The sequence below is a fragment of the Vibrio sabulosilitoris genome, from assembly GCF_055391395.1.
Genome location: NZ_AP029599.1, coordinates 266,241 through 278,187 on the forward strand (window position 1 = coordinate 266,241; position 11,947 = coordinate 278,187).

Sequence of the window (11,947 nt, forward strand, 5' to 3'; positions counted from 1 at the left end):
ATTGCGCAAAGCCGTTATTGCACGAAAACGGCTGCTACTCGTCGCGACTGAACAGAGCATCAATAAACTCTTGCGTCTCAAATGGGCGCAGGTCATCGATACCCTCACCCACACCGATATAACGAATAGGGATCTGGAACTGATCAGCCAACGCAAAGATAACCCCACCCTTGGCCGTTCCATCTAGCTTGGTTAGCGTAATACCCGTCAATGGCGCAACGTCCGAAAACAGCTTAGCTTGGCTAATCGCGTTTTGTCCGGTGCCCGCATCCAGCGTCAACATGATCTCATGCGGCGCACTGCCATCGATTTTCTGCATTACACGCACAATCTTACGCAGCTCTTCCATCAGATTGCTCTTGTTTTGTAGACGACCGGCAGTATCGGCAATCACGACATCAACGCCTCGCGCTTTCGCCGCTTCAATTGCATCGTAAATCACAGAGGCACTATCTGCGCCCGTGTGCTGAGCAATCACAGGGACATCATTTCGCTGTCCCCAAACCTGAAGCTGCTCAACGGCCGCCGCGCGGAAGGTATCACCCGCCGCGAGCATGACTTTCTTGCCTTGCGCTTGGAACTGCTTAGCCAACTTACCAATGGTGGTGGTTTTACCAACGCCATTCACACCGACCATCAAAATCACGTAAGGACTCTTGCTGGTATCCACCTCAAGCGGCTTTTCAACCGTGGTCAAGATATCAGCCATCTCCTGCTTAAGCAGGCCATACAGCGCTTCACCATCTTTTAAGTCTTGGCGAGATGCCTTTTCTGTCAGGCTATCGATAATCTTAAGGGTGGTATCCATCCCCACGTCAGCCATCAGTAGCTGCTCTTCAAGCTCTTCGAACAAGTCATCATCGATCTCTTTACCTTTGAATAGGCCGAAGAAGCCTGCACCGATATTCGCTTTCGTGCGCGCTAGGCTGCGTTTTAGACGAGCAAAAAAGCTTTCCGTCGGCTTCTCTTGTACCTCTTCTTGGATCGCAACGGATTGAGGTTCGATTTCTGCTTCTGCTTCTGCTTCTGCTTCTGCTTCTGCTTCTGCTTCTGCTTCTGCTTCTGCTTCTGCTTTTTCAGTGTCTAGATCTTGGCTTGGTTCAGCAACACTCTCTTCTACAGGCTCATCACTCTGCGCAGTGGCCTCTTCAACTGCTGACTCAGGCTGTGTCTGCTCTTCATCGCCAAAGCCTAACCAAGAAAGTAATCCGCGCTTTTTCTTCTCTGCCATTTTGGGGAATATCCTAGATCTATCTCTAAATGTTGTGTAATCAATGGGTCGTCACACGTGGTTCGTCCTGTAAAAGGTCGTCACACGTGGTCGGTCTCTCGTGATGCGGTCTACCGCCACTTGCCTGCGATTTTAGACCATCACGGTTAAATCTGTTTGAATGTTGAGTGCTTACGGGCCTTTGATAGTCAGTGCCCCTGCCGGAAATCCTTGCCCAGTCATACTCTTTGCTAGGATTTACAGGTACACTTTACCCGATAACAGCACTTTAGCGCTCAAGATGAACAAAGCTTGAGCGACTGGTTATAGTAACACTTAATTAGCGGTCAAAAAATCTATGGTAAGACGACGCCAGCAAAATTCATCACAAAAACAAGCTTCTTTGGGCTCTATTCGCATTATCAGCGGCCTGTGGCGTGGGCGAAAGCTTCCGGTGCATGATGCCGAGGGGTTACGCCCCACCACGGACCGGGTCAAAGAGACCGTGTTTAACTGGCTGGCACAAGATATCCCACACGCAAAATGCCTCGATGTTTTTGCTGGCTCAGGCGGGCTTGGGTTCGAAGCGGCATCAAGGCAGGCCGAACGTGTGACAATGCTCGAGCTCAACAGCAAAGCCTTTCAGCAGCTCAAAACCAACGTGGCGACTCTAAAAGCTGATAACATTGACGTTATTCAAGGTGACGCACTTGCATACCTCAAACAGCCTGGCACACCGCACGATGTGGTTTTTATTGACCCTCCGTTCCACCAAGGCTTGGTTGATGAGTGTTTGTCCCTACTCGAGAGTAATGGCTGGCTGAGTAACGATGCCATGATCTACCTCGAGACAGAGAAGTCACTCAACATCGCCAATACACCAGCCTCTTGGTCACTGCATCGAGAGAAGCAAGCAGGCCAAGTGGCATTCAAACTTTATCAGCGGGAAGTCGTGTCATGAAATGGTTAATCTTAGCAGCGAAGGGGTTGTTCCTGGCGGTATGGGGCGTTTTACTTAGCAACTTTGTTTATCCCTACCCAGAAAAACTGGCGCTGATGCTGTATGTCATATTAGGGTTTATGGTGTTGATGCATGCGATGCAATCGGCGATTTTCATCACAGCGCTATCAAAACGCGTCAGCCTGACTCTTGCTGACAAGTTAGCGATCTTTATCTTTGGCGTGTTTGGCCTTCTTGGCATTAAGTACAAGTATGCCGCTGTGTTGAGCATGCCCTCAGCCTCAAAGTAGTTATATTGAAAATGAGCGAGCCCTCAAGACTCGCTCACTCTATCCCAATGCGTACAGCACAAGCTTTAGCCGTCAGATATTCTGTAAAAAGATCTCAATCCCGTTCATAAACATCTGTACAGCGATCATCAGCAGTAGCATCCCCATCAAGCGCTCGATAGCCTTAAGGAACTTCTCACCCACCAATTTTTCGATGTACTCTCCCCCAGCTAAGATCAGAGCGGAGATAAACCAAGCAATAAATACCGACAGTGACCACTCAAACATTCGTTCCGTGTCTTGCTGAGCGAGCAGGATCAAGGTAGCCAGTAGGCTTGAGCCTGCCAACATTGGCGTGGCAAGAGGCACAATAAACGGCTCTTCACCCGCGGCCACGATCGGTGAACTCGGAGAAGGAAAAATCATCTTAAGACTCACAATCAGCAGGATAAGCGCACCACTGATCGACACCGCTTGTGGACTCAGGCTTAAGAAGTTCAGGATCGATTCGCCCGACCAAAGGAAGGTCATCATAATGATCAGGGCGATAACAAGCTCTCGCCATAGTACGACCACCCGTCTTGATTTGGGTAGGTGACGTAGCACCGAAGTCCATACCGGCAGATTGCCAAATGGGTCGATGATTAAAAATAACATGGTGGTGGCGGCGATAAGATCCATGGTTGTTCTCGGGTCTAAATTAAAGAAAAGGGATTAATGGTGGCGACACACATTGGCTTCATTGATGTGCAACCGCCCATCAATCTCAATCACTTTGCTGCGCTGATAGAAAAAGGCTAATAGCTCATCCAAACTAAAGCCATTTAGCTTACAGGTACGGAATTGAACTTGATTGCCGAAGCTGTGTTCAACCCACTGCTGTAGGGCCTCACGTGACATCGGCTGTTCGCGTAATTGATTCAGGATCTTATGAGCATGAACTTCTTTAGACATTTTTTTTTGACACACGATTTCTTGGGACATAGTTTCTCGAGACATAGCTTCCTCCACTAATTTCGCGCACATCTTACCTTAAAGGTAATAATGAACCTACCGTGAAGCGAGTAACCGATCAGAAATTCATTTGTGATGCCCTTACAAGAGAGAAGCGATAATCAAACCATTGGCAAGCAAATAGATAGCCGCGCTCACGCGGGGCTCACGCCAAAGGACATTTTTCGTATGTTGTAAGCCAAGCAAAATAGCGACGATTGGGATGAGAAAGACCCCGATAACCCCTAACACTGTTGCAATTTGAGAGCTCATCATCCACCACTCAATAGCGGCCCATGCAAGCTGTATCGATGTCAGAGTAATCGCGGCGGCAGGTATCCAGGATCGGCCTAAGTGAGGCAGGAAGAGTAAAAACAATACGATCGCCAGCGCAAACAACAAAGCAGGTAGCCATGACAAACTCGGCGTCCCCACTCGCAGCCAAAGCGCCCAACCGTAGAGTAGAAGGGCTCCGGTGATCAACACAAAACTAAGGCGAAAACGCTGCTGGACAAACAGCAATATATCAGCGACCAAACTGGTTAAGACACCGACTATCGCCACTAGCCCAATAAAGCTCTCCCCAACACTGGCTTGCAACAAAGCATAGACTAGGCAGGTATAAGCAAATGCCTTGAAGGCAATTGCTCGGGTGACCTTGCGTTCCAGCGCTGCATCATTGCCAACCAAGCCCGATAGCGCAAATGTAAACCAGAACCACATAGCAACCACCTAATATTCAATCAGACCGCTAGTGTAGAAAGAGTAGACCTTAAGTCCAGCGATGGCATTGAAAACTTCGACCTTTATAGTTCAAATTGACTTAATCTTGACGGATAGCTGAGCAGTTCGGATACCGTGAACAGTGAAAAGTTGGTTGGTTGACTTGATAGGGTGAGGACTGAGTTATAACAAGCGCTCAAAAACATCCCAGTGCAGATAGTTAAACACCAACGCCAGCAAAGTGAACAGCGCCATCAGCCAAAGAGCAGCACGCCAAATAAAACGCTCACTGCGCGGGGTCAACTCTTGCTCGCAGCTATCACAAGTTTTGAAGAAGTCATCAATCTCATCAAAGGCGAAGTCCTCTTCATGAACAACCTTATTGCGAATCGTGGCGATAAAACGCAACTTGCCAATCACATCGTGTGGCAGGCGCTCCTCACAACTCGTGATCAGTTGATGCAAACCTCGGCCTTCAGCGTGGTATTGCACACGTAGCAGTTTTTCCAGTCGTCGAGTGCGGATAACCACATTCTCAATATCAGACATAGCAACCTCCCTCACCCATGTTGTCCATTCCTTAATTTTTCACCAGCTATCTGAAGAATTCGAGTATTTTTGTTGATAACTGTGTGCTTCACCCAGTATCCATGGGTAACATTTCAACAATATTTGTTTATTGTCAGATAGATATATAACACGAAATGTCTCCTAAGCGCTTCTATTGATCAACCTGGTGAGTAATATTCTCTATACCCAAGTAACCTCAAGATGCCGTTGCTGTGATTTGCTAGGGCAGGAGCCAACGAGTCCATCTAGATCGCGCCATGCACCAACTGACAACCAGTGCCCCGGCGCCACTGAGCACTACCCATACCGGTATCACCCACAGAGGATGACCTTGATACCAACCATACTCTTTCATTGGCCAGAGGAAGATAGGATGAAGAATATAGATCCCCAGGCTATAGCGACTAATAAGGCTAACCGCTCTCTGCACGCGCGGGGACAAACCCTCGCCGAAATATCGGCAGACCACAAAGACCATACTTGCCGCTAACACAACATTAAGGGTTTTGTAGGATAGCCATCGCTCAAACGCGTACTCGCCATACGTCAAGCTGAGAGAAACCACCATCGCGACGGTCAGAAGCAACGATACTGTGCCCAATGCACTCAAAACCACAACATTCCTTGCACTAAGTTTAAGTTGGCTAAACAGCAGATACCCCAGAGGTAAATAGCCACTAAATAACCACAGCTCGTTGCTCCATGGACCTTCTATACGCAGTAAAAACAGTAAACTGGTCAGCCCCCACAGAGCAACATAAGACACCAGAAAGGACTCGCCATACTGGCGCAGCCCCCACTGGAACAGTGGGATAACAAAATAGAGTGGAATGAAGTAGTAGAAAAAGCCCAAATGATAATAAGTAGCGTGAGTCAAACTACTAACAAGCACCCCAGTAGTGACTTGTGAGTCGTAACCTTGGGCACTCCACCCGGCCAGCATGGCGTAAAACAGCGACCATACCACAAAGGGGATGAATACCTTACCGAGGCGCCGCTTGACGTAATAACCCAGATCAAATGGCCGCGTGTCACTGAGCATTAACGCACCAGAAATCAAGATAAACACGGGAACTGCCCAGCGACTTAGGCCATTAACCGTAATCGCGGTGAACCACTGGTCGAAAGGGATAGCATGCAACTCGTGGCGATAGGGAGCGAGCACGTGGATCGCAATCACCGCAATCGCGGCGACGCAGCGCATTAAATCAAAACACAGAACTCGTTGTCGCATGGGTAAACCTAAGCCGTTGAATTATTTATTTGCAGTGACTATAGCAACAAAAAAAAAGCTGACCAAGCTAGGCTTGTGTCAGCTTTATTTATCTTTAATCGATCGACGCTATGCGGTCGCGACTGGTCGTACTCGCGGCAGCTTAATCGAGATTAACGCAGTTAAGATCAAGAAGGCGAAAGAAACCCACAAACAGGCGGCCAAACCCGCCATCTGGAATACCCATCCAGACAGTACGGTACCAATCAAACGCCCCATGGCATTCGCCATGTAATAGAAGCCGACATCCAGTGATACACCATCACCCTTGGCATAACTCACGATCAAGTAAGAATGCAGAGATGAGTTAACGGCGAAGATAGCACCAAAGATCAGCAGGCCCACAACGATAACAAACTGAGGGTGCCACTCGTATTGAACCCCTAGTGCGATCAAGCCGGTCACCACCGCAAGCAGCACCGCCCAAAACAGCGCTGCGCCACCGTTAGGCACTCGGCCATCGGCCTTGCCCGTGATGCGCGGTGCAACCCCTTGGACAAAACCGTAAGCAATGACCCACAAGGCCAAGAAGCCACCGACCCAGAGGTGATCCCAGCCAAACACACTGCCAAGGTAGATAGGTAGCGCCACCACAAACCACACATCACGCGCGCCAAACAAGAACATACGCGCCGCTGACAGGATGTTGATTGACTCTGACTTAGAAAAAATCTGGCTAAACTTCGGCTTGGTTTTCGCCTTGCCAAGGTCACTCTCAAGGAAGATCAAGCTCCCCACCAGCACAACCGCCAGTACCGCGGCCATCATTGCCACAGCCGTTTGGAAACCAAACGCCATCAAAAGCGCACCGCCCAGGAAGAAGCCTGCGCCTTTCAGTGCATTTTTCGAACCTGTTAAGATCGCAATCCACTTGTACAAAGAGCCTTGCTGCTCATCCGGTACTAGGGATTTAATCGAACTCTTAGCGCTCATTTTGTTGAGATCTTTAGCAATACCAGACAGAGCCTGCGCTGCCATGACCCAAGGGATGGTCAACCACGCACTCGGCACGGCAAGCATGGCGAGGGCGAATATCTGCATGCCAAGACCAATGTTCATGGTCTTATTCAGACCCAGACGCGCGCCAAGCCAACCGCCAATTAGGTTAGTGACGACACCAAAAAATTCGTAGAAAAGGAACAGCGAGGCGATCGCCAATGAGCTGTAGCCAAGATCATGGAAGTACAGCACCACCAGCATACGCAGCGCGCCGTCGGTAAGGGTGAAGTTCCAATAATTAAAGGTAACCAGGATGTATTGGCGAATACTTTTATCGAGTTGAGCAATCATAATCAACGACCGAATAGGAGCGAAGAGAGCTTTTGGATCATAGCAACCCAAAAGCTCTTAAAGGTAAGATTAGTTAGCTACAGATTGAATGTAGTCAACTTGAACTGGCTTAGAAAATGCACCTGGGCGCAGTGCCTTAACCTGTTCGATGATAGTGTCTAGTGACCAGTTTTTCTCAAGCAGTAGGTACGCAGCCAGAAGGCCAGTGCGACCCGAGCCGCCCATGCAGTGCATCGCCACTTTGCCACCGTTATCAACAACTGAATGCAGAGCAGGGCTTGCCGCTTGCCATTTTGCAGTGAAGTCTGCTCCTGGAGCGCAGTCATCTTCAATCTCGATTTGGAACCACTGCATGCCTAGTGCCTGCGCTTTTTCACCAAGAGCGGCAACGTCTTTGCTTGCCAGCTCGGCGTCATCAAGTGCGGTCACAATCGCCTCAACACCTTGCTCCTTCAGCTGTGCTAGCGAGCTGTCTAGATCTGCCTCTTTAGTTCCTGGACAAGGAGTCAGAATCAGTGCGCCTGTGTCGAGATCAAGTTGCCATGTTGGATGTGTCATTGTTGCGTTCCTTATGCTAGACCAACTTTACGTACCAGCTCTGCTGTACGTGTTGCGTAACCCATTTCGTTATCGTACCAAGCGTAGACTTTCACCATGCGGCCGCCAACGACCATGGTCGAAAGTGCATCAACGATCGTTGAGCGTTGGTCACCTTTGTAATCGATAGAAACCAGTGGACGCTCTTCAAAGCCAAGAATGCCTTTTAGCTCACCTTCAGAGGCTTCTTTAAGTAGTGCGTTTACCTCTTCTGCTGTCGTATCGCGGCTCACATCAAAGATGATGTCGGTTAGCGATGCATTGGCTAGGGGTACGCGCACCGCGTGACCGTTGATCTTGCCTTCAAGCTCAGGGAAGATCTCAACAATCGCTTTCGCTGAACCGGTCGTAGTCGGGATCAGGCTCATACCACAAGCACGAGCACGACGTAGATCCTTATGCGGTGCATCTAGGATGGTTTGCGTGTTGGTCAAATCGTGAATCGTAGTGAAAGACGACTGCTCGATGCCCAGTTTCTCGTGGATAACCTTCACAACTGGTGCGATACAGTTGGTTGTACAAGACGCAGCAGTGACAATTTTGTGCACAGCTGGGTCAAAGATTTCATCGTTAACACCGACAACAATGTTCGCAATACCGTCTTCTTTAACTGGCGCCGATACCACAACGCGCTTTACGCCCTGCTCTAGGTATTTGTTCAAGAATTCTGTTTTGCGATGAACGCCGGTTGACTCAATCACAACATCACAACCAGACCAGTCAATCGCCTCAATGTTGCGCTCTTGTGTGGTTTTCACGCGCTGGCCATTGATGATCATCTCATCGCCGTCAGTGGTCACTTCATGGTGCCAGCGGCCCTGTACTGAATCGAACTCCAGTAGGTGCGCCAGTGTATTGGTGTCACCAGCAACATCATTGATCAGAACAAACTCAAGCTCTTCCCAATCAAAAGCAGCACGCAGTGCCAGACGACCGATGCGGCCAAAACCATTAATTCCGACTTTAATTGTCATCACTCATTCTCTCTTTCGAGTTAAAAATCAATCACAGCAAGTGGCACGATTCATGCCCTGCAAGCGAGTTAAATCTTGTTGATACTCCGCCTTCAAGCAGTTTGAAGCCGCAATATCGTTAATTACTTTTTTTGCCCAACCCGGCAGATTTTCTGCCAAGTGGTAATACACCCATTGACCACGGCGCTCATCACGAACCAGTCCCTGCGCACGCAGCTGCGCTAGGTGTCGTGACACTTTCGGCTGGCTCTCTTGAATTGCTTCAGTGAGTTCACCAACACAGATGCCGTTTTCCTCACGCGCAATCAGCAATAAGCAGCGCACGCGGGTTTCATCTGAGAGTAGTTTGAAAAACTGATGTGGTAGCATAATTCAAATTCATATATACGGATAGGCATATATAAGCACTTTTATTTGGCTGGTACAAGACCATTGTCGATTTCGTCATAAAACTTTCATCAAACTGCTCAGCAGGGAATCAATCTCTTCTGTTTGTCGTTGTTCGACACAAAAATTGACTTGAACATGCCAAGGCCTCAAGCGATATACTACAGTCTGTAGAATCAAAGCGAATAAACTCAAGTATATGTGCGTATCCCATCCCCAGCCCCTCAGCCAAGAATCCCATTTTGACACTAATATTGAGGGCGCCATTAGCGAGCTGTGGCAACAGCGCAATCAGGGACAGTTCATCACCAAAGATGGTGTGAAGTTAGCTTGGTGCAGCGTAACTCGCCCTGAGCACGATAAAGCGATTGTGCTGGTTAATGGCCGCGTTGAGAGCTTTTGGAAGTATCAGGAGCTGATTTATGATCTCGTTAACCAAGGCTATGACGTTTACTCTCACGATCATCGCGGTCAGGGCATCTCACAGCGCCTGACCCAGAATTTTGATATCGGCTTTGTTGAAAAGTTTGATGACTATATTGATGACCTAGCAGCACTGATAGAACTGTTTGACCTTAAAGGCTACCAACATCGCTACCTGCTCGGTCATTCGATGGGCGGCGCGATTGTCACCCGCTACCTGCAAACCCATCTAGCTTCCTCGTTCTGCGCAGCCGCATTAACCGCACCAATGATGGGGATCGAAATGCCCAAGTATCTCGCTCCCATCGCACTGCCGCTGACCCGTTTGATGAGCTGGCTGGTCAAAACCCCGCACTATGCACCTGGGCACCAACCTTATTACCCGAAGCCCTTTGCTGGCAATCGCTTGACGCAAAGTAAGGTGCGCTATCACTGGTTTCGTCAGCTTTATGACACCATGCCCCAGCTTAGACTGGGGGGACCAAGCACACACTGGGTTTGGCAAAGCCTCAAGGCCACCAAGGCCATTCATGCGCAAACCGACAAGATTGCTGTTCCACTGCTTGTGCTCCAAGCCAGCGAGGAGCAAATCGTCGCTAATACAGCGCAAGATGAGTTTATGCACAAGCTCGCCGCAACTCGTAAAGACTGTGCATTTGAGGTCATTAACGGGGCGCGTCATGAGCTGCTGTTCGAGCAGGACCAATATCGTCAGCCAACTTTAAATCGCATACTGGCCTTTTTTGCCAGTGCCAGAAGCTCAGGAAAAGAGGAACTGATTGATTAAATATTTACCCTCTTTCTGAGGTGAGTTTTCGCTTATGATAATCATCAACGGCTCGGGTAAGTGAAGACTTACCCGTCTATCTGGATGGGGCAACTCATCCACTGTGATGATGAGAGAACCATGAAAGCAAATTCACCTTTTTCGATTGTTGCCTCAGACTTGGATGGTACCTTACTTGCCCCTGACCACCAGCTGAGTGGCTACACCATAGAGACACTCAAGCAATTGGCACAAAAAGGTTATACCTTTATCTTTGCTACCGGTCGTCACCATGTCGATGTCGCTGGAATTCGCGCTAATGCTGGCATACCTGGGTATATGATCACCGCCAACGGCGCCCGCGTTCACGACCAAGACGACAACTTGATGTACAGTAAGAATGTCCCTCAGTCTCTGGTTCAGTCCGTGGTGGACTTAGCCAAGGATGACCCGAACCTTTACATCCACCTTTATCAAAATGAAGAGTGGCTGTTGAATAAAGAGGATGGGTTGCTAAAGAACTTCCATGAGGAGACTGGCTTTACCTATCAACTTTTTGATGCCAACCATGCTCCAGATGAGGGCATTGCCAAGATCTTCTTCACTCACCCTGATAAAGACCATGACTATCTGGTTAAACTGGAAGATAAGCTGATCGCTAACTTTGGCCATCAAATTAATATCGCCTTCTCGACTCCATGGTGTCTTGAGGTCATGGCGGCAGACGTATCGAAAGGTGAGGCGCTAAACGTCATCGTAACCTCACTGGGTAAAAACTTAGACAATTGCCTTGCCTTTGGTGATGGCATGAACGACGTTGAGATGCTGACCATGGCAGGTAAAGGACTGGTGATGGGCGATGCTCACCACAAGGTCAAAACCGCCCTGCCAAATAATACCGTGATTGGCAGTAACGCGGATGACGCGGTTGCCGTGTACTTGCATGAGCAGCTCCTGAGCTAAGTCCCCCCAAGCTATGATGCGCTTAGCATGCTCTGCACCAAAGGCGATCTTCGATCGCCTTTTCTTTTCCTAGCAAACTAACGATGCTCTTGCGCCAAGATAGCATGCCATTCATGCTCGGCAACGGGCATCACCGACAGGCGATTACCACGTCGAACCAGAGGTAACTCGCTCAGTTCCGGGAGAGCCTTAAGCTCAGACAGGGGGATCAAGCGCTGGGTTTTGCGCACAAATTCAATATCCACCATCATCCAGCGTGGATTGTCTGGATGAGACTTGGGGTCAAAAACCTCACTGGTTGGATCAAAAGCAAAATGATCCGGATAAGACTCCTTTACCACTCTGGCAATCCCGGCAACACCCACCTGTTTGCAGGATGAGTGATAGATAAGCACCTCATCGCCGAGTTTTACCCGATCGCGCAGCATATTACGTGCTTGATAGTTACGCACGCCCTCCCAACATGAAACCTTTTGCTGCTGTAGGCTGTCTATAGAGAAGCTATCTGGTTCGGTTTTAAACAACCAATGTGCCATAATCGTTTCCAT

Annotated in this window: 15 protein-coding genes; 4 read left to right on the plus strand and 11 right to left on the minus strand. The window is 49.0% G+C overall.

What is annotated here, in order from left to right; all coding sequences use genetic code 11:
* Positions 1 to 34: 34 nt before the first annotated feature.
* Positions 35 to 1,231, minus strand: a complete 1,197-nt coding sequence (gene ftsY, locus ACZ5R2_RS01380; RefSeq protein WP_464900458.1) for a signal recognition particle-docking protein FtsY — start codon at positions 1,229 to 1,231, stop codon at positions 35 to 37.
* Positions 1,232 to 1,568: 337 nt separating this feature from the next.
* Between ftsY and rsmD the strand changes: the two genes are divergently transcribed.
* Both rsmD and ACZ5R2_RS01390 read left to right on the plus strand, forming a co-directional pair.
* On the plus strand, positions 1,569 to 2,171 hold the full coding sequence (gene rsmD / locus ACZ5R2_RS01385; RefSeq protein ID WP_464900459.1) for a 16S rRNA (guanine(966)-N(2))-methyltransferase RsmD: 603 nt from the start codon (positions 1,569 to 1,571) through the stop codon (positions 2,169 to 2,171).
* Positions 2,168 to 2,461, plus strand: coding sequence for a DUF1145 domain-containing protein (locus ACZ5R2_RS01390; protein ID WP_464900460.1), 294 nt, complete (start codon positions 2,168 to 2,170; stop codon positions 2,459 to 2,461). The genes rsmD and ACZ5R2_RS01390 overlap by 4 nt, the downstream gene beginning before the upstream one ends.
* A gap of 72 nt (positions 2,462 to 2,533) precedes the next feature.
* On the opposite strand, the gene ACZ5R2_RS01395 is transcribed toward ACZ5R2_RS01390, so the two are convergent.
* The 9 genes from ACZ5R2_RS01395 to ACZ5R2_RS01435 form a co-directional block, all read right to left on the minus strand.
* Entirely contained in the window at positions 2,534 to 3,121 is a 588-nt protein-coding gene (locus ACZ5R2_RS01395) for a MarC family protein (protein WP_438461147.1), read from the minus strand.
* 33 nt (positions 3,122 to 3,154) lie between these two features.
* The gene (locus tag ACZ5R2_RS01400) at positions 3,155 to 3,439 is read right to left on the minus strand and encodes a YecH family metal-binding protein (RefSeq protein WP_464919421.1); all 285 of its coding nucleotides are present in this window, start codon (positions 3,437 to 3,439) and stop codon (positions 3,155 to 3,157) included.
* Positions 3,440 to 3,535: 96 nt separating this feature from the next.
* Complete coding sequence (locus tag ACZ5R2_RS01405; protein ID WP_464900462.1) at positions 3,536 to 4,156, minus strand: lysoplasmalogenase family protein; 621 nt, start codon at positions 4,154 to 4,156, stop codon at positions 3,536 to 3,538.
* Positions 4,157 to 4,339: 183 nt separating this feature from the next.
* Complete coding sequence (locus tag ACZ5R2_RS01410; RefSeq protein ID WP_464900463.1) at positions 4,340 to 4,705, minus strand: DUF4145 domain-containing protein; 366 nt, start codon at positions 4,703 to 4,705, stop codon at positions 4,340 to 4,342.
* A gap of 241 nt (positions 4,706 to 4,946) precedes the next feature.
* Entirely contained in the window at positions 4,947 to 5,960 is a 1,014-nt protein-coding gene (locus tag ACZ5R2_RS01415) for an acyltransferase (RefSeq protein ID WP_464900464.1), read from the minus strand.
* Between the two features lie 108 nt (positions 5,961 to 6,068).
* Positions 6,069 to 7,289 (minus strand): organoarsenical effux MFS transporter ArsJ, encoded by a 1,221-nt coding sequence (gene arsJ, locus ACZ5R2_RS01420; RefSeq protein ID WP_464900465.1) that lies wholly within the window; start codon positions 7,287 to 7,289, stop codon positions 6,069 to 6,071.
* A gap of 69 nt (positions 7,290 to 7,358) precedes the next feature.
* A complete protein-coding gene (locus ACZ5R2_RS01425; protein WP_464900466.1) occupies positions 7,359 to 7,847 on the minus strand; it encodes a cyclin-dependent kinase inhibitor 3 family protein in 489 nt (162 codons plus the stop codon).
* 11 nt (positions 7,848 to 7,858) lie between these two features.
* Positions 7,859 to 8,860, minus strand: coding sequence for an ArsJ-associated glyceraldehyde-3-phosphate dehydrogenase (locus ACZ5R2_RS01430; protein WP_464900467.1), 1,002 nt, complete (start codon positions 8,858 to 8,860; stop codon positions 7,859 to 7,861).
* A 27-nt stretch (positions 8,861 to 8,887) separates the two neighbouring features.
* The gene (locus tag ACZ5R2_RS01435) at positions 8,888 to 9,229 is read right to left on the minus strand and encodes a metalloregulator ArsR/SmtB family transcription factor (RefSeq protein ID WP_464900468.1); all 342 of its coding nucleotides are present in this window, start codon (positions 9,227 to 9,229) and stop codon (positions 8,888 to 8,890) included.
* A 217-nt stretch (positions 9,230 to 9,446) separates the two neighbouring features.
* Between ACZ5R2_RS01435 and ACZ5R2_RS01440 the strand changes: the two genes are divergently transcribed.
* Both ACZ5R2_RS01440 and ACZ5R2_RS01445 read left to right on the plus strand, forming a co-directional pair.
* A complete protein-coding gene (locus tag ACZ5R2_RS01440; protein ID WP_464900469.1) occupies positions 9,447 to 10,457 on the plus strand; it encodes an alpha/beta fold hydrolase in 1,011 nt (336 codons plus the stop codon).
* A gap of 120 nt (positions 10,458 to 10,577) precedes the next feature.
* Entirely contained in the window at positions 10,578 to 11,399 is an 822-nt protein-coding gene (locus ACZ5R2_RS01445; RefSeq protein WP_464900470.1) for a Cof-type HAD-IIB family hydrolase, read from the plus strand.
* A gap of 77 nt (positions 11,400 to 11,476) precedes the next feature.
* On the opposite strand, the gene ACZ5R2_RS01450 is transcribed toward ACZ5R2_RS01445, so the two are convergent.
* Complete coding sequence (locus tag ACZ5R2_RS01450; RefSeq protein WP_464900471.1) at positions 11,477 to 11,935, minus strand: EVE domain-containing protein; 459 nt, start codon at positions 11,933 to 11,935, stop codon at positions 11,477 to 11,479.
* Positions 11,936 to 11,947 lie beyond the last annotated feature (12 nt).